Source organism: Sphingosinicellaceae bacterium (assembly GCA_019285715.1).
Lineage (GTDB): Bacteria > Pseudomonadota > Alphaproteobacteria > Sphingomonadales > Sphingomonadaceae > Glacieibacterium.
The window spans coordinates 3,762,212-3,782,297 of record CP079108.1 but is presented as its reverse complement, the minus strand read 5'-3'; the positions used below and the strand labels follow the sequence as shown (position 1 = coordinate 3,782,297).

General features: G+C 65.9%; 16 protein-coding genes. 9 read left to right on the top strand and 7 right to left on the bottom strand.

The annotated features are described in order from the left end of the window. Window positions 1-9: 9 nt before the first annotated feature. Window positions 10-2,307: a TonB-dependent receptor gene (locus tag KX816_17395; protein QXQ05955.1), complete on the top strand. Its 2,298-nt coding sequence runs from the start codon at window positions 10-12 to the stop codon at window positions 2,305-2,307. Between the two features lie 98 nt (window positions 2,308-2,405). Continuing rightward, window positions 2,406-2,918, top strand: a complete 513-nt coding sequence (locus KX816_17390; GenBank protein ID QXQ05954.1) for a DUF3280 domain-containing protein — start codon at window positions 2,406-2,408, stop codon at window positions 2,916-2,918. Window positions 2,919-2,992: 74 nt separating this feature from the next. Here the strand turns inward: KX816_17390 and KX816_17385 are convergent, their stop codons facing one another. After that, complete coding sequence (locus tag KX816_17385) at window positions 2,993-3,271, bottom strand: hypothetical protein (protein QXQ05953.1); 279 nt, start codon at window positions 3,269-3,271, stop codon at window positions 2,993-2,995. A gap of 14 nt (window positions 3,272-3,285) precedes the next feature. Between KX816_17385 and KX816_17380 the strand changes: the two genes are divergently transcribed. The 6 genes from KX816_17380 to KX816_17355 all read left to right on the top strand — a co-directional run bounded on the left by KX816_17380 (window position 3,286) and on the right by KX816_17355 (window position 8,940). Next, window positions 3,286-5,100 carry a methanol/ethanol family PQQ-dependent dehydrogenase gene (locus KX816_17380; protein ID QXQ08647.1) on the top strand — a complete coding sequence of 605 codons (1,815 nt, stop codon included), beginning with the start codon at window positions 3,286-3,288 and terminating at the stop codon, window positions 5,098-5,100. A 78-nt stretch (window positions 5,101-5,178) separates the two neighbouring features. Further along, complete coding sequence (locus tag KX816_17375) at window positions 5,179-5,652, top strand: c-type cytochrome (protein ID QXQ05952.1); 474 nt, start codon at window positions 5,179-5,181, stop codon at window positions 5,650-5,652. Then, complete coding sequence (locus tag KX816_17370) at window positions 5,652-6,470, top strand: quinoprotein dehydrogenase-associated putative ABC transporter substrate-binding protein (GenBank protein ID QXQ05951.1); 819 nt, start codon at window positions 5,652-5,654, stop codon at window positions 6,468-6,470. Before KX816_17375 ends, KX816_17370 begins: the two co-directional genes overlap by 1 nt. Beyond that, window positions 6,467-6,826: a hypothetical protein gene (locus tag KX816_17365; GenBank protein ID QXQ05950.1), complete on the top strand. Its 360-nt coding sequence runs from the start codon at window positions 6,467-6,469 to the stop codon at window positions 6,824-6,826. The genes KX816_17370 and KX816_17365 overlap by 4 nt, the downstream gene beginning before the upstream one ends. Before the next feature lie 51 nt (window positions 6,827-6,877). Continuing rightward, window positions 6,878-7,270 carry a cytochrome c family protein gene (locus KX816_17360; GenBank protein ID QXQ05949.1) on the top strand — a complete coding sequence of 131 codons (393 nt, stop codon included), beginning with the start codon at window positions 6,878-6,880 and terminating at the stop codon, window positions 7,268-7,270. Window positions 7,271-7,347: 77 nt separating this feature from the next. Next, entirely contained in the window at window positions 7,348-8,940 is a 1,593-nt protein-coding gene (locus KX816_17355; protein ID QXQ05948.1) for a hypothetical protein, read from the top strand. Window positions 8,941-9,342: 402 nt separating this feature from the next. On the opposite strand, the gene KX816_17350 is transcribed toward KX816_17355, so the two are convergent. After that, window positions 9,343-10,761, bottom strand: a complete 1,419-nt coding sequence (locus KX816_17350; GenBank protein QXQ05947.1) for a porin — start codon at window positions 10,759-10,761, stop codon at window positions 9,343-9,345. Between the two features lie 389 nt (window positions 10,762-11,150). Between KX816_17350 and KX816_17345 the strand changes: the two genes are divergently transcribed. Then, window positions 11,151-11,807 carry a response regulator transcription factor gene (locus KX816_17345; GenBank protein ID QXQ05946.1) on the top strand — a complete coding sequence of 219 codons (657 nt, stop codon included), beginning with the start codon at window positions 11,151-11,153 and terminating at the stop codon, window positions 11,805-11,807. Between the two features lie 22 nt (window positions 11,808-11,829). Here KX816_17345 and KX816_17340 read toward each other — a convergent pair whose 3' ends face one another. The 5 genes from KX816_17340 to KX816_17320 all read right to left on the bottom strand — a co-directional run bounded on the left by KX816_17340 (window position 11,830) and on the right by KX816_17320 (window position 19,802). Beyond that, entirely contained in the window at window positions 11,830-14,358 is a 2,529-nt protein-coding gene (locus tag KX816_17340) for a PAS-domain containing protein (GenBank protein QXQ05945.1), read from the bottom strand. Continuing rightward, window positions 14,355-15,512, bottom strand: coding sequence for an FIST C-terminal domain-containing protein (locus KX816_17335; GenBank protein QXQ08646.1), 1,158 nt, complete (start codon window positions 15,510-15,512; stop codon window positions 14,355-14,357). The genes KX816_17340 and KX816_17335 overlap by 4 nt, the downstream gene beginning before the upstream one ends. Window positions 15,513-15,591: 79 nt before the next feature. Continuing rightward, window positions 15,592-15,900: a DUF779 domain-containing protein gene (locus tag KX816_17330; protein ID QXQ08645.1), complete on the bottom strand. Its 309-nt coding sequence runs from the start codon at window positions 15,898-15,900 to the stop codon at window positions 15,592-15,594. Window positions 15,901-15,995: 95 nt separating this feature from the next. Continuing rightward, window positions 15,996-17,516 (bottom strand): aldehyde dehydrogenase family protein, encoded by a 1,521-nt coding sequence (locus KX816_17325; protein QXQ05944.1) that lies wholly within the window; start codon window positions 17,514-17,516, stop codon window positions 15,996-15,998. Window positions 17,517-17,672: 156 nt separating this feature from the next. Further along, the gene (locus KX816_17320) at window positions 17,673-19,802 is read right to left on the bottom strand and encodes a TonB-dependent receptor (protein ID QXQ05943.1); all 2,130 of its coding nucleotides are present in this window, start codon (window positions 19,800-19,802) and stop codon (window positions 17,673-17,675) included. Window positions 19,803-20,086: the final 284 nt, after the last annotated feature.

The window sequence follows — 20,086 nt, the reverse complement described above, 5'->3', positions numbered from 1 at the left end:
GAGTGCTGCATGGCCCGGAAGTTTCTCGTCATCGCCCTCGTTGCGGGGCCGGTCCTCGTCGCGAGCCCGGTGGTGGCGCAGGACTCCGATCCCTCCAACCCGACCATCGTCGTGACCGCTCCGGGCGGTGGCCTCGACCTCGACGATGCGACTGTCGTGACCTCGACCGACCTCAACCGGGCGGGCCATGCCGACCTGCTCGGCGGGCTGGCGCGGACGGTGCCGGGGCTGTCGTTGTCGGAGGCGCAGAGCAATCCGTTCCAGCCGAACCTGGTCTATCGCGGCTTCGTCGCCTCGCCGCTGCAGGGCACCGCGCAGGGCCTGGCGTTCTACGTCGACGGTGCCCGCTTCAACCAGCCGTTCGGCGACACCGTCAACTTCGACCTGCTGCCGCAAGCCGCGATCGACACCATCACCATCCTCGACGCCAGCCCGGTCTACGGCCTCAACGCGCTCGGCGGCGCGATCGTCGTCGGCACCAAGACCGGGCGGACCGCACCGGGGTTCGCGATCTCGGGCGCGGGCGGGCGCTATGGCCGCGCGCAAGGCTCGGTCGAGGTGGGCTGGAACAGCGGGCCGCTCAGCGCCTACATCGCGCTCGAGGAGAACCATGACAGCGGCTGGCGGCGGCACTCGCCCTCGACGCTGTACAACGGCTTCGCCGACTTCGGCTACGATGGCGACAAGGCCGGCATTCACCTCAAGCTGACCGGCGCCGACAGCGACCTGACCGGGAATGGGTCCGCACCCGTCGAGCTGCTCGCCGCTGACCGCCGGGCGGTGTTCACCTACCCCGACAACACCCGCAACAAATACGGCCGCGTCAGCCTGCATCCGTGGGTCGAATTGTCGTCCACCACCCGCCTCGAAGCCAGCCTCTATTACCAGCAGCTCAGGCAGAAGACGGTCAACGGCGACGCTGCCGACGTCGAGGCATGCGACGGCGAGGAGGCCGCGGGCCTGTTGTGCCTGGAGAATGCCGCCGGCGATGCTGACCTGCTGCGCGACAATGCCGGCAATTTCGTTCCCGACACGCTCGGCGGGGAGGGCTACGGAGTCCTCAACCGCAGCCGCACCAACACCAGGGCCGGCGGCGCGCTGGTCCAGCTGGTCGACAAGCGCGCGCTGTTCGGCGGCGAGAACCAGCTCACCATCGGCGCCAGCTACGACCGCAGCCACACGCGCTTCGATAGCTCGACCGAACTCGGCCAGCTGACCGAGGACCGCAGCGTCACCGGGCTCGGGCCGATCATCGCCCAGCCCGACGGCTCGATCACGCCGGTCGCGCTCAACGCCCGGACCCGCTACACGGGCGTGTTCCTCGCCGACAAACTGCCGCTGTTCCGCGGGCTGAGCGCCGAGCTCGGGGTGCGCTGGAACCAGGCCAAGGTCATCCTCGACGACCGCATCGGCACCGTGCTCGACGGCAACCACAAGTTCACCCGGGTCAATCCGGGCGCCGAGCTGGACTGGGAAATCTCGACGGCGCTGTCGTTCCGCGGCGGCTATGCCGAGACCAACCGCGCGCCGACCCCGGCCGAGCTCGCCTGCGCCGACGAGAATGCTCCGTGCAGCCTGACCAACTTCTTCGTCGGTGATCCGCCGCTCAAGCAGGTTGTCGCCAAGACCTGGGAGCTGGGCGCATCGGGCCGGCTGCACGAGGGCCAGTGGCAGATCGACTGGCTGCTCTCGGGCTACCGCGCCACCAACCACGACGACATCCAGTTCATCGCCGCCGAAACCCGTGGCCGGGCTTTCTTCCAGAACATCGGCCAGACCCGGCGACAGGGGGTCGAGGCCAGCGTCACCGCGGTCCAGGGGCCGTGGTCGATCCACGCCGGCTATGCCTTTACCGACGCCACTTTCCGCACGCCGCTGCTGCTCAACAGTCCCGACAATCCCTCCGCGAACGAGGACGGCCAGATCGCGGTCGGGCGCGGCGACCGCCTGCCGAGCGTGCCGCGCCACCGCGGGCTGGTCTCGGTCGACTACACCGGGCGCGGTTTCTCGCTGGGCGGCGACGTCCAGGCGCAGACCGGCCAGTATCTGGTCGGCGACGAGGCGAACCTGCAGCCGAAGACCGGCGGTTACGCGCTGGTCAACCTGCGCAGCAGCGTCGCCGTGGCCGGCCCGGTGACGCTGTTCGCCGAGCTGTCGAACGTCTTCGACAAGCGCTATGCCACCTTCGGTACCTTCTCCGAGACCGGCGAGGTCGAGCTGTCCGAGGCCCCTGGTGCCAGCGACCCGCGCAGCCTGGGGCCGGGCGCACCGCGCCGCTGGCTCGCGGGAGTGCGGGCGAAATTCTGACGCAGTCCGGCCGGTCGTGTACGGTGGTCACGCGGGGGCTACCGGAACCAGCCTCCGAGTGGCGCGTATCCCGCAGCGTTCTCGGGAGGAACTCCAATATGGTCGCCGCACGTCGCGTGATGATAGCCGTGCTGGCGCTGGTGGCGGCAGGACCGGCGAGCGCGGCGGCCGTGATCGCGGTCTATCCGGTCAGCTTCCTCGACACCTCCAACGAGCAGGCCGACCACAAGGCCGACCATGATCGGCGCCAGCGCTCGATGTCGACCGAGATGGCGGCGGCGCTCGGCCACCAGCCCGGCGTGTCGGCGCAGATCGAGACCAGCGAGGCGATGCACGCCGGCTGCCCAAACAACGATGCCGAGTGCCAGCTCGCACTGGCCCGGGCGAAGAACGCGACGCTGATCGCGGTGACCACGGTCCACAAGGTCAGTACCCTGATCATGAATGTCGTGACCCGGCTGGTCGACACCCAGAGCAATCGCACGATCTGGGCGCGAGACCTGAGTTTTCGCGACGACAGCGACGAGTCGTGGGCCCGGGCCGGACGCTTCCTCGCCGGCGAGATCCATGACGGATTGATGACGTCCCTGCCGCTGCGCACGCCGAACTAGCGGCATCTGAAAGCTGAACCTGGGATCGTTATTGGTCCGCTCGGCTATTTCGCACCGAACAGGTTGATGCGGCATCACCATTCGTTCGCACCTGCACAATAAATCCTTCGCACCTGCAGCAGACGGCGGGCGGAAATAATCATATTGTCGCAGATGATCAGCGTCTTACACTGATTAAGCGGCACTTTCTCGGGCTGACAACTTGGTGCGCTTGCGTATGCTACTAAAGTTGGGTTGACGGACTGCAAGCTAGGGCAGACAGATTTCAAATCGAACACCCGGCGCCAGATCGGGATAAAACTGGCATGTCGCGACGGCTTCGCAGAGGTCTGGTCGACGATTTCGGAGGTCACTGGGGAAGATGATGATGGTCAGGAAATATCTGGTTGGCGCGGCGATGGGCCTGGCACTTGCGGCCACGGCGGTACCCGCGACTGCACGCGACGAACTGGTAGCTTTGCAGAAGGACGCCAACCAGTGGGTCATGCCGCTCGGTAACTACAGCAGCACGCGCTACAGTGAACTCAGCCAGATCAACGCGACCAACGTCAAGGACATGCGCGTTGCCTGGAGCTTCTCCACCGGCGTCCTCCGCGGCCATGAAGGCGGCCCGCTGGTCATCGGCAACATGATGTACATCCACACCCCGTATCCCAATAAGGTGTTCGCCCTCGACCTGTCGAAGGATGGCACGATCGCCTGGCAGTACGAGCCGAAGCAGGACAACAAGACCATCGCGGTGATGTGCTGCGATACCGTTAACCGCGGCGTTGCCTACGGCGACGGCAAGATTTTCCTGCACCAGGCCGACACCACGCTGGTCGCGCTCGATGCGAAGTCCGGCAAATTGCTGTGGTCCATCAAGAACGGCGACCCGACCAAGGGTGAGACCGGCACCGCCGCGCCGATGGTCATCGGCAACATGGTCCTGATCGGCAACAGCGGCGGCGAGTTCGGCGTTCGCGGCGCGATGACGGCCTACAACATCGCCGACGGCAAGCGCGTCTGGCGGGCCTATTCGTCGGGTCCCGACAGCGACACGCTGATCGACCCGGCAAAGACCATGTCGATGGGCAAGGCCGTCGGCAAGGACTCCGGCCTCGCCGGCTGGAAGGGTGACCAGTGGAAGCTCGGCGGCGGCACCACCTGGGGTTGGACCAGCTATGACCCCCAGACCAACCTGATCTACTACGGGTCCGGCAATCCGGGTGCGTGGAACCCGGCACAGCGTCCCGGCAACAACCGCTGGTCGATGTCGGTCTGGGCCCGCGATGCCACCACTGGCAAGGCCAAGTGGATCTACCAGATGACCCCCCACGACGAGTGGGACTATGACGGCGTCAACGAGATGATCCTCGTCGACAAGAAGATGAACGGCAAGGACCGCAAGCTCCTCGTCCACTTCGACCGCAACGGCTTCGGCTACACCTTCGACCGCCTGACCGGCGAGATGCTGGTCGCCGAGAAGTACGACCCGGCGGTCAACTGGGCGTCCTCGATCGACAAGAAGACCGGCCTGCCGGTGCGCGTCGCCGCATACTCGACCGAAGGCAACGGCGAGGACGTCGTCACCAAGGACGTCTGCCCGGCCGCACTCGGCTCGAAGGACCAGCAGCCCTCGGCCTACAGCCCGAAGACCGGCCTGTTCTACATCCCGGGCAACCACGTCTGCATGAACTACGAGCCGACCAAGGTCGCCTATGTCGCCGGGTCGCCCTACGTCGGTGCCAACCTGACGATGTTCCCGCCCAAGGGTGAGACCAACCTCGGTCGCTTCGCCGCCTGGGATGCGACCACCGGCAAGGTGAAGTGGGAAGTGAAGGAGCCGTTCTCGGTGTGGAGCGGTGCGCTCGCCACCGCCGGCGACGTTGTCTTCTACGGCACCATGGAAGGCTATCTGAAGGCTGTTGATGCCAACACCGGCAAGGAACTGTACAAGTTCAAGACGCCGTCGGGCATCATCGGCAACATCAACACCTACACCTACAACGGCAAGCAGTACGTCGCGGTGCTGTCGGGCGTCGGTGGCTGGGCGGCGATCGGCATGGCCGCTGGCCTGACCGGCGACCAGGAAGGCCTGGGTGCCGTCGGTGCCTATCGCAGCCTGTCGCAGTACACCAACCTCGGCGGTGCTCTAACCGTGTTCGAGGTTCCCGGTGGAGCGGCGGTCGCATCGAACTGATCGCCGGAGAATGACTAATCTGGGGAGCGCCGCTGTGGCGCTCCCCGTATCTTCGATAAAGGCTTGCAGGCAGATTTAATGAAAACCGTGTTCAAGCTGAGCGTCATGATTACGGCGCTCGTCCTTTCGTCCAACCTCGATATCGCCAATGCCCAGGCTCCCGCCGCAGCGGTCACCGCACCGGCCGCCGCAGCCGCTCCAGGTAAGGCTGTCGATTGGCCGGTATTCAGCGGCTACAAGCGCTACAGCGGCAACTGCCAGGTCTGCCACGGTACCGATGCGCTCGGTGGCACCTTCGCCCCGAACCTGACCAACTCGCTCAAGACGATGGATCATGACACGTTCCTGACCACCGTCGTCAACGGCAAGCAGAACGGCGAGCTGGCGATGCCCGCGTTCGGCACCGACCCCAACGTGATGTGCTACATCGAGGATATCTACACCTACCTGAAGGCTCGCGCCGACGGCTCGCTTGGCCGCGGCCGCCCGGATCCCCAGCCCAAGAAACCCGCCGATGTCGCCGCAGCCGAAACTGCCTGCATGGGGTCCTGATGCCGGCGACCTGGCGCGCGGTCCTGCTCGCGGCGCTTGGGTTTTCCGCCGCGACGCCGACCATCGCCGCCGAGCGTGCCGAGGCGATCGACCGTGCTACTCTCCGCGTCTGTGCCGATCCGTCCGCACCGCCGTCGTCGACCGAGGACGGCAAGGGTTATGAGAACCGCATCGCCGAACTGTTCGCCAAGGACCTGGGCGTGCCCGTCGCCTACACGTGGTTCCCGACCGGCATCGGCTTCTACCGACGCACGCTGATGGCGCGGCGCTGCGACGTCGTGATGGGCACCGTCGTCGGCATCGACATCGCCTCGACGACGATTCCTTATTACCGCTCTACCTATGTGCTGGTCACCCGCGCCGCCGACAACATCACCGCGACGACGCTCGACGACCCGGCCCTGAAGCGCCTGTCGATCGGGGCGCAGTCGAGTTCGCCCGCCGCCGACGTGCTCGCCCGCGCCGGCATGCTCGACACCATGCGAGGCTATTCGCTGACCTTCGACACCGGTGCCGCGATCGTCGGCAAGCGCATGATCGACGACGTCGCCGCGCGCCAGGTGGACGCCGCCGTGGTATGGGGCCCGATTGGTGCGTGGTTCGCCAGCCTGCAGCCCGGCGTGTTCCGCGTCACGCCGCTCGCGAGCGGCCCCAAGCCGTCGCCGCTCGCCTTCGACATCGGCATGGCGACGCGCTTCGGCGAGGCCCGGTGGAAGGCTCGCATCGAGCAATTCATTACCGCCAACCGTGCGCCGATCGAGGCGATCCTGACTGCCTCCCACGTGCCGTTGCTGCCGCCTACGGAGGCTGCGCCATGATTCGTCAAGCACTCCTCCGTCAATTTCTCTGCGCCGCGCTGGTCGCGGTGCCCGCCGGGATGCTCCCCGCGAAGGCCGCGGCGAACAGCTATCCGACCGAAACCACCGCCGATTACGTAATCGGCTGCATGGCGGCGAACGGGCAGACGCAGGATGCGCTAAGACGCTGTTCATGCAGCATCGACACTATTGCTTCGGCGATGCCCTTTGAGATCTACGAACGCGCCGACACGGTGCTGCGAATGCGTCTCGTCGGTGGCGAGGCCGCCGGCATGTTCCGCGACACCCCGGCCCTCAAGGACGTCGTCGACCGGCTTCGCGAAGCCCAGGTCGAAGCCGACTTCCGCTGCTTTTGAAGCGTCAGCATGGTCAAACCTGCTACCGCGAACCCTGATCTGGAGAATGACATGACGACCAAGCGAAACGCCTTCATCGTTGCCGCCATCCTGCTGGCGCTGCCCGCCGCCGCCAGTGCCGCGGGCGATCCCGTCGCCGGTAAGGTCGTCGCCAACAAGTGCATGGTCTGCCACTCCTTCACCGCCGGCGAAAACCGCATCGGGCCGTCCTTGGCCGGCGTCGTCGGACGCAAGTCGGGCAGCATCCCCAACTTCAATTACTCGCCCGCCATGAAGAGCATCGGCCTGACCTGGACCGAGGATACGCTGGACAAGTACCTGACCAGCCCCAAGGCGGTCGTGCCCGGCACCAAGATGATCTTCGCCGGCCTTCCTGTCGCGGCAGACCGTGCGAACCTCATCGCCTATCTATCCCAGACCGGCGCTGCTGCGTCCGGCAAGTGAAGTTCACGGCCGCTGCCCTTATCGCCCTCACGGTAGGGGCGGCTGGCAACGCTTTCGCTGCCCCCGCAGCGAAGGCGGTGGCCGCACCTCATCCGGCCTCCGCCACGCCCGAATGGCCCTGCGAAACCGAGCCGGCTTCGACGCTCACCGCCGCCGATATCTGGGCTCCGGCCGGCACTCCGTCGGCACGCAACTGGCGGTCGGATGCCACGCTGGCGCGGCTTGTCGCCGATGTCGCGCCGCGCAGCGTGCCGGTTCCCGAGGCCGGGCTCCAGCTCCAGCAGTTCGCCGCTCGCCAGCCTAATCCCGACGTCGCCCGGGCCCGCCTCGCCGCTGGCCTGATCGAGACCATCGATGCCGAGCGCCGCATCATCATCAACGGCATTCGCCGCTTCAACGGCCGCCAGGACCAGCTCGCCCGCCGCATCGAGCAAGGCTATGTCGACCTCGACAGCCCAGCGGCGAAGGCCGCCCTCGACAATCCAGCGGCGAAGGCCGCCCTCGACAATTCAGCGGCGAAGGCCGCCGCCGAACGTCGCGCCGCCGCCGACGAACAGGTCCAGTGGGATACGCGGATCATGGAAGACCGGCAGCGCATGCTGCCGCTCGTTTGCCGCCAGCCCGGTGCCCTCGAGACGCGCCTGAACGCCCTGATTTCCGCCCTGCGGGCACCGCCCGAACTGACCGTGTCGGCGGCCGTGCCGAGCGGCTACCTGGTCTATGCGACCAACGAGGGCTCTGGCGACATCAGCGTCATCGACCCGGCGACGCAGCTCGAAGTCGCGCGGATCGCCATCGGCAAGCGCCCTCGCGGGCTCGTCGCCAGCCCCGACGGCAAGCTGCTCTACGTCGCGGTCAGCGGCTCGCCGATCGCCGGGCCGGGCGTTGACGAAAGCAAGCTGCCGCCGCCCGACCGCGCCGCCGACGGCATCGTCGTCATCGACCTCGGCTCGCGGCAGGTACTGCGCACCCTGCGCGGTATCTCCGACCCCGAGCAGATCGCGATCAGCGCTGACGGCGAGCGGCTCTACGTCGCCAGCGAGGACACCGGCCAGCTCATCATCATCAGCAGCGGCGGTGCCATGCTTGGCACGCTCGCCGTCGGCAGCGAGCCGGAGGGTGTCTCGGTCTCGCCCGACGGCCATACTATCCTCGCGACCTCGGAGGGCGACCACAGCCTCGCCATCGTGCGCGGCACGCCGCTCGCGGTCGTCGGGCGCGTCGAGGTCGGCGAGCGTCCCCGCAATGCGTTGTTCCTAGCCCCCGACCGCGTCGTCGTGCCCGGCGAGTTCGACGCGTCGCTGAGCGTCGTCGACCTCAAGGCGCAGAAGCGCCTGCGCACGATCACCCTGCGCAAGGAGGACCGCCCGATGGGCGTTGCCCGGCTCAACCCGAGCACCATGCTGCTGACCACCGGTCGCGGTGGCCGCCTGGTCCGGGTCGACGTCGATGCCCCGGGCAACCCGGTCACCGGCTTTGCTGTCGTCGGGCCGCGCCCTTGGGGCCTGGCACTCGCTCCGGATGCCGGGCTGGCATTCACGGCGAACGGTTCCTCGAACGATGTCTCGATCGTTGATCCGCGAACCATGTCGGTGATCGCCAAGGTCGACGCCGGCAAGGGTCCCTGGGGCATCGCCGCGGTGCGCATGGCCGGGTCGCCGGCGCGCTAGCACCGCTTAAGTTCAGCTGGCGGTCGCGTCGTAGTGCCACGCGCAAAACGCGCACGTCATGCTGGCGAAGGCCAGTACCCAAGGCTGTGCAACCGCGAGGTGTTGATGCTCGCACCAACATGGTTGCTGGCCTTAACCAGCATGACGGTCAGGAACTTGAGAGCCGAGCCCGCACCCGAGCTTTCCTACATCACACCCGTCTGGTACAATAGGACTGGGCCGAACCTGCTGCCCTGTGATCTTTCTCATTGCCGGATGCCGGATGTAGCGGCTCGTCTGTGGCGTCGATGAACGGCTCGAGGGCCGCCAACTCTCGATCCACAGAACGCGCACAGGTACAAACTCTGACAACTCTCGTTCATATTCGATCGCAACGGGCGGCGCGGTGGAGCCGTTGCCTGGCTAGAAGAACAGGATCGCGCCGGTCGCGATCGTGTCGGAATCCGCCTCGTTGATGCCCTGTGCCGAGGACTTGGTGTGCGTGTACTCAGTCAGCAGCGTCACCCATGGCGTCAGGCCATACCGCAGCTGCCCGACGTAGCTGCTGTTCTTGCTGACGAGCAGCGGGTTGATCTCGCCCTTGGCCAGGTCGAGGTTGCTCTCGCCGTAGCTGCCGGCGATCGTGAACTTGCCAAAGCCCACCGTGCCCTGGACGTAGAAGCCGTCGCTTTTGCGCTTGTTGCCGAAGTCGTCGGTTGCCAGGATGAACAGGCCGGTCGTGCCGACGCCCTTGCCGGTGTAGTAATAGCCGGTCAGCCCGACCGGTCCGTAGGTCAGCTTGGCACCGAGATCGAGGGCGTTGCCGGTGTATTTCGGAATGCCGAGATACTCGTCGTGCTTCTGGGTGATGCCGCCGAGCCAGGCGTGGACCGCGATCGCGTCGCCCTTGTAGTCGTAGGTGACCTTGCCCTGGAAGCCGGGGCTGCTGTTGACTTCGTTGCGGCCGGCCGTGGCCAGCGGCGTGAACACGCCCGCCGAGACCTGGAAGCCCGCGTAAGTCGGCGACGAATAGGTGATCTGCGGGATCCAGTCGGTGTAGATATACCCGATGCCGATACGGCCGAGCGACGTGTTGCTCGGTCCGGCGTTGCCTGAAGCGCTGCCGACGCCGAGCAAGGTGATGTCGTTAAGGATCGCGTCGGACCCGAACAGCCCGATGTCGCGACCGATCTTGATCGTGCCCATAGTCTTGGTGCCGAAGGTCAAATAGGTCTGCCGGGCATCGATGCCCGATGTCGAGAGACCGACCGGATTGCCGGCCGAGTTGGCGCCGCCGACGCCGGTGACACTGTTGATGCCCGGATACAGGCCGAAGTGCGCGCCGACGTCGATGCCGAGCTGGGTCGTGGTGACGTCGAACTTGATGAAGCCCGGCAGCAGGCCGTTGCGGACCGACGAGGTGTTGCGGCTGCCGACCGTCGCGAGGCCGCCGTCGACGGTCGTCGTTTCGCTCGGCGTCTTGCCGCTGTCGTGGGTGTAGAAGCCGTTGATCGAGCCGGAGACCTTGAGCGTCACGCCGCCGAAGGTCATGCCGCCGCCCTCGGCCATGCGGACGATGCTCTTGTCCTCGCCAGCGACGGTTTCGGCGGGTCCCGCGCCCTGCGTCTGGACGCTGGCGCTGTTCGCCGGGGCAGTGGTGGGGGCCGCCTTGACCTCCTCCGTGCGGCGATTCAGCAGTTGCTGGTATTCGTCCTCGCTCAGGATCCCCTTTTCCTTGAGCCGAAGCAGCAGATCGGCGGTTGTGTCGGCATAGACCGGTGTTGTCGCACCGATCAGCGCGACCACGGCGACGGCCGCGAGCAACCCCTGTTTCATCTGCATTTGATCCTCCCTGGGACGTCTTTCGTGTCCCGACTGTCGACCGCCGCGGTTTTAACCATGGCTGCGCACGGGACTTGTAAGGAAGCTAGGACGAGGTTCCACCAACTAGTATTGTACTAAAGTCTGTTGGGCGCTCTGGCGGCCGTTTCGCGACCGTTGCGGCTCCGCCAATCGACAGGCCGATGTCAGGGCCACGACCGGAATATCGTCGACCGTGGGCCATGACGAGGTCGCCGACGACCGTTCCGGGTGGCCCCTTATCCCTAAGTAGCATGGGGTCGCCGTACCGGCTTGATTACGCTGTACCGAGGCGCGAGTTGCCATCTCAGAGCGTCTCATGGTGCGCGAGTCCCGCAGCGTGCTAGGCTGTGCGGATGCAGGAGTGTCGCATGGATCGCGCGTTGATCGCCGACGACCATCCACTGGTCCGCGACGGCCTGCGCACCGTGTTGCTGGTGACCTTCGACAGCTGCGAACTGTTCGAGGCGGCGACCGTCGACGAAGCGATGGCGATCATCTCGCGGGAGGGCGACTTCGACCTCGTGCTGCTCGACCTGAACATGCCCGGCATGACCGACCTGGCCGGCCTCCACAGGATGCGCGAGCACTTCCCCTCGCTGCCCGTGGTGATCGTCTCCGGGAGCACCGACCGGGCGCAGATTGCGGCAGCGATGGCGGCAGGGGCGGCTGGCTTTGTGCCCAAGTCGATGCGGCGCAGCGGCATCGTCGCCGCGCTGAAGACCGTGCTCGAGGGCGGCGTCTATACGCCCGACGACCTCGGTGCCAACGAGGCCGAGAGCGAGGAGGAGGCCGGTTTCCGCGCCCGCATCGCGACGCTCACCCCGGCGCAGAAGGTCGTGCTGCAGCGGCTCGTCGCGGGTCGCCTGAACAAGGAGGTCGCCTGGGAGCTCGGCATCTCGATGACCACGGTCAAGGCGCACGTCTCGGCGATCCTCGCCAAGCTGCAGGTCTTCAGCCGGACGCAGGCGGTGATCCTGGCCAACCGCGTCGGCTTCCTGGCCGGCGAGATCCCCGGGCGTCCTTAGGCGCCGTCGTCATAGTCGACGCTCAGGCGTTCTCCGCCAGCCTGGTGATCAGCGCGCGGAGCTGTGCCGGCTTGACCGGCTTGGTCTGCACCGACAGTCCCGCCGCGAGAATCGCCGCATGGGTCTCGGGCGACCGGTCGGCGGTGACGATCATCGCGGGTACCTCGCGGCGCAAGCGCTCGCGGATCGTCGCGACCTCGGTGCAGCCGAGCAGGCCACCGTCGAGGTGATAGTCGACGATCAGCACCTGTGGCTGAAACCCCTCATCGATGCGGGCTACCGCCGACGCGGCGTCGCTGGCGGTGGCGACGATGCATGACCAGCCGCCGAGCAGCGCCGCCATCCCGTCGCGGACCGCCGGCTCGTTGTCGATGACGAGCAAGCGCACACCGTCGAGCGGGTGGCGGCGCACCGCCGGCAGCGCCTCGCCGGGCTTGAGGCCGAACACAACGGAACTCGTCGGGACGGACACGCCGAAGGTCGAACCCTGTCCGGGGGCAGAGCGCAGCATGATGCGATGGCCGAGCATGCGGCCGGCCCGCTCGACGATCGCCAGGCCCAGGCCGATGCCGCGCACCTCGCCATCGAGGCGGGCGAACTCGTCGAAGATCAACGCGTGCTTGTCGGCGGCAATGCCGGGCCCAGTGTCGACGACCTCGACCCGCACGCCGCCGGGCTCACGCCGGCAGCCGACCAGGATGCGCTTGCCATCGGTATAGCGCAGCGCGTTCGAGATGAAGTTCTGCAGGATACGGCGCAGCAGGCGCTGGTCGCTGTTGATCGTCGCATTACTCCGCACCATGCCGAGTTCGATGCCACGCGCCAGCGCCAGCGGGGCGAACTCGGCATGCAGGCTGGCAAGCAGCGGCTGGATGGCAAAGTCGGTACGCTGCGGCTGGACGGCGCCCGCATCGAGGACGGAGATTTCCAGCAGGGACTCGAGCAGGTCTTCCACCGACAACAACGCCGACTCGATCCGGTCGACGAGGCCACGGCTTTCGCTCGCCAGGCGACGCTCGGCGAGCGCGGTGACGAATAGTCGTGCGGCATTCAGCGGCTGCAGCAAGTCGTGACTGGCGGCCGCCAGGAAGCGTGTCTTCGACAGGTTCGCAGCCTCGGCAATCTGCTTCGCCCCCTGCAGCGCAAGGTTGGCACCCGAGAGTTCGGCGGTGCGTTCGGCGACCCGGTGCTCCAGCGCCCGAGCGGCGTCGCGTTGCTCGGTGATGTCCTGGATCAGCGTGAACCAGCCGCGAACACTGCCGTCCTCGTCACGGTGCGGAATATAGGCGGCCGACAACACCCTGCCGCCGTCGCTGCCCAACTCAAAGCCGGTCGTCTCGCCCGCCAGCACGCGCACGACGTGCGGGCGGCGCACGGCGTAGGCGGCCTCGCCGAGCAGTTCGCGGACGCCCAGGCCGATGATGTTGGTGCGGCCATTGCCGAAGCGCTCGACATAATGGCGGTTGGCGAACTGATAGCGCTCGCGGTCGTCGATATAGGCGATGAAGGCCGGCATGCCGTCCGCGACCAGCCGTAGCCGCGCCTCGCCGTCGCGCAGCGCCTCGACGAACTGGCGACGCTCGGTGACATCGGCGAAGGTCAGCACCAGCCCGCCGTCCGGCATGGCCGCGCGACGGACCTCGAGCGTGCTGCGCCGCCACGGCTGTTCCTCGGCGGCACCACTTCCCGACCAGGCGAGCGCTTCTTCCGCCATGCCGGCGGTGCCTTGCCTAAGGTTGTAGGCAACCAGCTGGTCGTGGGTCGCACCGTTCGCGACGACCTGAGCAGGCAGGTCGAGCAACAGGCGGAACGGCCGGTTCCAGACGGTCAAGCGGCGGTCCGCGTCATAGACCGCGACGCCGTGCGGGATGGCATCGAGCGTCGCCTGCAGCAGGTCGGACTTCGCCGCCAGTTCGCGTTCGCGCAAGCGTGCGTCGGCGACCTTTACGTCGGTGATGTCGGTGTAGACGCAGACGATGCCGCCCTCGAAAGTTCGCAACTCGTTGATCTGAATCCAGCGCCCGTCGGCAAATGCGTGGACATGAGCCCCGTCGGCGATGGCATGCTGCGAAATCCGCTCCGACAGCCAGCGATCCGGTGTCACCATCGCACCGAGGGTGATGCCCTCTTCGGCGATCAGCCCGGCGATCTCGTGGAAGGTCAGACCCGGCACGATCCGGTCGGCGATCGTCGGCCACAGCCCGAGGTAGGTCGAGTTGCACAGCACCAGCCGGTCGTCGGTGTCGAACAGTGCAAAGCCCTCGTTGATGCTCTCGATGGCATCGCGGAAGCGTTGCTGCGCCAACCCTGCCTCCTCGTTGGCGCGGCTCAGCCCGGCATTCGACGCCGACAGTGCGCGCATCGCATCACCGAGTTCGCGGGTCCGGTCGCGAACCCGCTCTTCGAGCGTGATCGCCGTCTGGAACACCGAATACGCGCCGCCCTGAAGGTCGGTCGAACGCTCGACGCGGTCCATCAAAGCCTCGTTGATGCGGCGCAGCTTCGCGACCTCGCGGCGCAGTGCCTCGATTTCCCCGTGGGGCGTCGTCATCCGTCCCTCGCGCCGATGGCGAGCCCGGAAAAGGTCTGGTTGACGTGCAGTGCGTGATACTGCTCGCCGTAGGTGCTGAAGCCAATGACGCGGTTCTCTGCAAACAACTCCGAGACCTTGGTCCGCAGCTGTTTCTGCTCGATCTCGAGGCCGTTGAGCACGCAGTCGAACCCGATGACGATGTCGATTTTGCCCACCGCCTCGCGCAATTCGGTAAACTGGCGCTCGAGGTTTTCGACGATGTCGACGCCCTTGCCCAGGGTCAGGACGATGCCCTCGTCGATGGCGCAATAAAACTTCAGGCTGTCGTCGGCGCCGGCCTGCTGGATACCGCGGACGTAGTAATCTGTGCCGGCCCGAACCAGCAGTGGGTGGGAGGCGAACAGGCTTGGTGACAATGCCTCGACCCCGGCCCCGATCAGGCGCGCATATTCTTGTGCAGCGGGCTCGGCGTTGATCTCATGGACGATGCGCCGCACGGGGTCGGCAGCGGTGACCACCATGCGCGTCGGCGTCGCGACGAAATGCTGGCTGCGGAACACTGCGATCGGGCGCGGCGTCGAGATGATGATGACGAGCGCGGTGTCGCGGACGAAGCGCCCGGCCTCGAACACGAAGGTCTCGGCGAAATCGAGGTTGTCGCCGCTGGAGCCGCCGATTAGCGGAATATCCCCGAGCGCGTCCTGCAGCGTCATCGCGATAATTTCCTCGCGGGTGCACAGACCATCGACGAGGAACAGTCCGACATGGTTCGTCGCTGGGCCGAAGCGCTCGGCAGCGCATCCGGCATCTGCGACGGCGCGGCGCATCCGGCTCGCTGCGAGCACCGAATCGAACTCGCCGAGGTCGGGAAAGGCCGTGATTGTCAGCATGAAGTCATCGGCAGGGAAGCCGATCGCGGTGATCGTGCCGTCGTCATAGCCGGCCGGCGTGAGTTCTCCCGACGAGGTGCAGCCGGCAATCGGCAACTCGTCGAAGGCCAGCGCCAATTCGGTCGCGAGGCGGCGAAGGTCGTGGCGGCTGGAAACGAACAGCAGTATGCCTGCAAGGGGTGCGTCGCCGAGGCCGGCGCGCAGTTCGGCGACAGCATCGACCGGATCGAGGTGATGGGTCGCGGCCGCGCGTACGCTTGGTGGCGACCGCACTTCAGTCATCGGTGCAAGCATCGGCAGCCTCCTCGCGGTCATACCCTGCCAGTCTGCCCACCTCGGAGGCTTGGCGATAGTCGCCGTGTCAGGTGGCACCAGTCGCCGGCGCATGGTCGAGCAGGCGCTGATGCTCAGCGTCGGAAAAGACCCGTGACCGGGTCAGGAAGCGGATGCCCTCGGTCGACTCCACCGAAAAGCCCGAGCCGCGACCGGGCACGACGTCAATGACGATCTGCGTGTGCGACCAGTATGCGTACTGGTCGGCCCCGATATAGACCGGCACGTCACCGGCGATCTCGCCGAGCAGCAGGTCGCTGGCGCCGGTGCGAAAGTCGCCGCGCGGATAGCACATCGGCGCGGAGCCGTCGCAGCAGCCGCCGGACTGGTGGAACATCAGCGGCCCGTGGATTGCCGTCAGTCGCCCGATCCAGTCCTCGGCCAGCGGTGTCGCGAGGACGCGGGCCGGCAATGCCTCATCGCCAGGCGGGCTCAAAAGAATCCCATCTTGTTGGGATTGTAGCTGACCAGCATGTTCTTGGTCTGCTGATAGTGGTCGAGCATCATCTTGTGGTTCTCGCGCCCGATGCCCGACTGCTTGTAGCCACCGAACGCCGCATGGGCGGGGTAGAGGTGATAGCAGTTGGTCCACACCCGCCCTGCCTGGAGGCCGCGGCCGAAGCGATAGGCGCGGGTCCCGTCGCGCGTCCAGACGCCGGCGCCGAGGCCGTAGAGTGTGTCGTTGGCGATCGCCATCGCCTCCGCGTCGTCCTTGAAGGTCGTCACCGCGAGCACGGGTCCGAAAATCTCCTCCTGGAAGACGCGCATCTTGTTGTGACCCTTGAGGATCGTCGGCTCGACGTAATAGCCGCCGCCGAGGTCGCCGGGCAACGCGTTACGCTTGCCACCGGTCAGGACCTCGGCACCCTCAGCCCTGCCGATGTCGAGATAGGACATGATCTTCTCGAGCTGGTCGTTCGAAGCCTGCGCGCCCATCATCGTCGACATCTCGAGCGGATTGCCGGTTTTGATCGCTTTCACGCGCTCGATCGCGCGTTCGATGAAACGGTCGTAGATCGACTCCTGAACCAGCGCACGGCTCGGGCAGGTGCAGACCTCGCCTTGGTTGAGGCCGAACATCGCGAAGCCCTCGAGGCACTTGTCGAAGAACGCATCGTCCTCGTCCATTACGTCGGCGAAGAAGATATTGGGCGACTTGCCGCCGAGCTCGAGCGTCACCGGGATGATGTTTTCCGATGCGTACTGCATGATCAGGCGGCCGGTCGTGGTCTCGCCGGTGAAGGCAATCTTGGCGATGCGCTTGTTCGACGCCAGCGGCTTGCCGGCCTCCACCCCGAACCCGTTGACGATGTTCAGGACGCCGGGCGGCAGCAGGTCGCCGATGATGTCGGCGAGCACCATGATCGACATCGGCGTCTGCTCGGCCGGCTTCAGCACGACGCAATTGCCCGCTGCCAGCGCCGGCGCGAGTTTCCACACCGCCATCAGGATCGGGAAATTCCACGGGATGATTTGCCCGACAACGCCCAGTGGTTCGTGGAAGTGGTAGGCAACGGTGTCCTTGTCGATCTCCGAGATACTGCCTTCCTGGGCGCGGATGCAGCCGGCGAAATAGCGGAAGTGGTCGATCGACAAGGGCAGGTCGGCAAGCGTCGTCTCGCGGATCGGCTTGCCGTTGTCGATCGTCTCGGCCATCGCCAGCAGGTCGAGGTTCTCCTCCATCCGGTCGGCGATTTTGTTGAGAATGATCGCGCGCTCGGTCGTCGAAGTCTGGCCCCAGGCATCCTTGGCGGCGTGGGCGGCGTCGAGGGCAAGCTCGATATCGGCGGCGCTGGACCGCGCAACCTCGCAGAAGGTCTTGCCGTTGATCGGCGAAGGGTTGTCGAAATAGCGGCCTTCGACCGGGGCGACCCATTTTCCGCCGATGTAATTGTCATACCGTGTCCGGATCGCGATGTTGCCCTTCAGCTTGTCGAGCGCCTGATGCAGCATATTCGTTCTCCGTCTTTTCCGCCCGGTTGCTTGGCGGAGTTTCGGGCTATCAATCGTCCGCAGGGCGGTTCTCGACAATGCGACTATCCGCCAACTTTGCCCCTCCGGCGTCGTTCTTTGGTCTCATGACGCCGGATCGGCGCGGCCAGGTCCGTCTCACTGGGTGAACCGGACGCTGACCAGGAAGGTCCGGCCGTCGGGGAAGTTCTGGTAATAGGCGCCGATCGACGGCGTGTAGCTCGCCGATACCGGCTTGTCGGAGTCGAACAGGTTGCGACCCGAGACGATGACTCGATAGCGCGGGTCCGGGGTCGTGTAGGTGATCGTGCCGTTGAAGAACGCCTGGCCGGGCGACTTGTCCTGCGGGCGGTTGAGCGGCGAGGAGTAGATGCTCGACTGGTATTGCGCATCGCCCGCTAGCCGCAACCCGCCACGCTTGCCGAGCCCGATGTCGTAGGCGAGGCCGCCCGACAGGCTCCAGTGGGGGGCATTGATCAGGTCGTTGCCGTCGGCGTCGATGCCCTTGCCGCCGGCGCCCTTGTAGTCGTCGTAGATCGCCTTGAGGTAGCCGCCCGACAGCTGTGCGGTCAGGTGGTCGGTCAGCGACGCGCTGGTTTCGACCTCGATGCCCCAGCTGTGCGCCTTGCCGGCGTTACCGCGCCGCGTGCCGGCGTAGGCGGGATCGAAGAACGAGACCTGCAGATTCTTGTAGTCGTTGTAGAATGCCGCCGCGTTGACCCGCAGTGCCTTCTCGAACAGCGTCGCTTTGAGACCGGTCTCGTAGGTGCTGACAGTCTCCGGCGCGAACGGTAGGGTCGCGAGGTCGAGGCGGGTGGCACGGTTGTCGAAGCCGCCCGATTTGAAGCCCCGCGAATAGCTTGCGTACTGGAGCAGCGACGGGGTCCATTGCGCCTGCAGTGAGCCCTTGGGGGTCAATGCTCGCCAGGTCTTGGACGCCTCGCCGACGATCGATTGGGCGATGGGATTGCGCTGCAGATCGAGCACTTTGTTGTCGAAGACGAACTTCTTGCGCTCGATGGTGCCGCGGAGGCCGCCGGTCAGGCTGAAGATGTCGGAGAAACGATAGGTCGCCTCGCCGAAGATCGCATAGGCGTCGCTCGTCGTCGTGTTGTGGGCGCGCTGGCTGTTGATCGCCGCGGTCGGCGAGGTGCCGACCCGCGTGAAGCCGTCGCGCTGCACGAAGAAACGCTCGTGCAGATAGAACAGCCCGCCGGTGAAGGTCAGTGCGCGATAGTCGCCGTTGAGCTGGAATTCCTGAGTCTCGGACGAGTCGCGGTAGTGGATCAGGTTCTTCTGGATCAGCGCCGACTGGCCGTCGTTGTCGTAGGATACCGGGTTCAGGCTGAAGCCGCTGACGGCACTGATCGACTTGAGGCTGAGATGCGAACCGAGGTCGTACTTGACCCGCAACGACGCCGACCGCCCGTCGAGATCCTGCAGCGGCTCGACCTCGGAGTAGGACACGCGCTTGTCGAAGACGACGCCGGGCTGGTTGACCGGGATGTAGCTGCGGCTGTCGGAGCGGTCGCGGACGACGTTGACCGTTGCCAGCACGTCGAGGGCCCCGCTTGGGGTCCAGTGCAGCTTGGCCCGGAAGGCGTCGACGTCGATGCGGTTGACGTCGTGGCCGAGCGTCGGGTCCTGGGTGACCCCGTCGCGGCTGTGATGGATGTACGAGATGCTCGCCGACAGTGTGTCGGACAATGGCCCGCTGAGCAGCGCGCGGGCGTCGATCTCGTTCTTGCTGCCATAGCCGAGCTCGGCGCTGATCCGCGTTTCCTGGCCGGGGTCGCGGGTGATGATGCGCAGCGCGCCGCCGCTCGAATTGCGCCCGTACAGCGTACCCTGCGGACCGCGTAGCACCTCGATCCGCTCGAGGTCGTTGAACTCGACCATCGAGCCGATCTGGCGCGGGATGTAGACGTCGTCGACATAGACCGCGAGCACCGGCTCCTGGATCGGGTCGCTTTCGCCGATGCCGCGCAGCGCGAACGTTTGCGTCGTGTGACTGATGGTGACACGCGGCACGAACAGGTTCGGCACCTGGCCGGCGAGGTCGCGGACGTCGCGGATGTTGCGGTCGGTCAGGGTCTGGCCAGTGAACACCGAGATCGCGATCGGTGTCTTCTGCAGGCTGGTCTCGCGGCGCTCGGCGGTGACGATGATCTCGCCGCCGGTGTCATCGGCAGCGCTGTCTGCGGCTTCGGCAGCGGCGAGGAGCTGGGGAGGGGTAGTTGCCGGTGCCGCTTGAGCGTGAAGTATCATCGGGACGAACGTGATGGCGTTGGCGAGCAGGAGATGGATCGATAGTCTTTGACCGTGATGCACTTGCTAGTCCCCGAATTGATCGTTCTCGAAGACTAGATTAACGCTGTTCTAATCGCACCTCGTCATATCTTTACCTCAGTACATCTTATGTTTGTGAATTTAATGTCATCGATATATTCGATTTACTTAACTTCTCTAGTCGATCAATTCTCCAATTGTCATTCCGGCGAAGGCCGGAACCCAGTTGCATCGCGCATCCTGAACTTTGGGTCTGCGGGGCA

Bases quoted from the DNA above. Each gene is read 5' to 3' on its own strand.
- KX816_17320 (QXQ05943.1), bottom strand. From the start codon at position 19,802: ATGATACTTCACGCTCAAGCGGCACCGGCAACTACCCCTCCCCAGCTC.
- KX816_17360 (QXQ05949.1), top strand. From the start codon at position 6,878: ATGACGACCAAGCGAAACGCCTTCATCGTTGCCGCCATCCTGCTGGCG.
- KX816_17380 (QXQ08647.1), top strand. From the start codon at position 3,286: ATGGTCAGGAAATATCTGGTTGGCGCGGCGATGGGCCTGGCACTTGCG.
- KX816_17375 (QXQ05952.1), top strand. From the start codon at position 5,179: ATGAAAACCGTGTTCAAGCTGAGCGTCATGATTACGGCGCTCGTCCTT.
- KX816_17335 (QXQ08646.1), bottom strand. From the start codon at position 15,512: ATGACTGAAGTGCGGTCGCCACCAAGCGTACGCGCGGCCGCGACCCAT.
- KX816_17370 (QXQ05951.1), top strand. From the start codon at position 5,652: ATGCCGGCGACCTGGCGCGCGGTCCTGCTCGCGGCGCTTGGGTTTTCC.
- KX816_17325 (QXQ05944.1), bottom strand. From the start codon at position 17,516: ATGCTGCATCAGGCGCTCGACAAGCTGAAGGGCAACATCGCGATCCGG.
- KX816_17345 (QXQ05946.1), top strand. From the start codon at position 11,151: ATGGATCGCGCGTTGATCGCCGACGACCATCCACTGGTCCGCGACGGC.
- KX816_17395 (QXQ05955.1), top strand. From the start codon at position 10: ATGGCCCGGAAGTTTCTCGTCATCGCCCTCGTTGCGGGGCCGGTCCTC.
- KX816_17340 (QXQ05945.1), bottom strand. From the start codon at position 14,358: ATGACGACGCCCCACGGGGAAATCGAGGCACTGCGCCGCGAGGTCGCG.
- KX816_17330 (QXQ08645.1), bottom strand. From the start codon at position 15,900: ATGTTCCACCAGTCCGGCGGCTGCTGCGACGGCTCCGCGCCGATGTGC.
- KX816_17350 (QXQ05947.1), bottom strand. From the start codon at position 10,761: ATGCAGATGAAACAGGGGTTGCTCGCGGCCGTCGCCGTGGTCGCGCTG.
- KX816_17390 (QXQ05954.1), top strand. From the start codon at position 2,406: ATGGTCGCCGCACGTCGCGTGATGATAGCCGTGCTGGCGCTGGTGGCG.
- KX816_17365 (QXQ05950.1), top strand. From the start codon at position 6,467: ATGATTCGTCAAGCACTCCTCCGTCAATTTCTCTGCGCCGCGCTGGTC.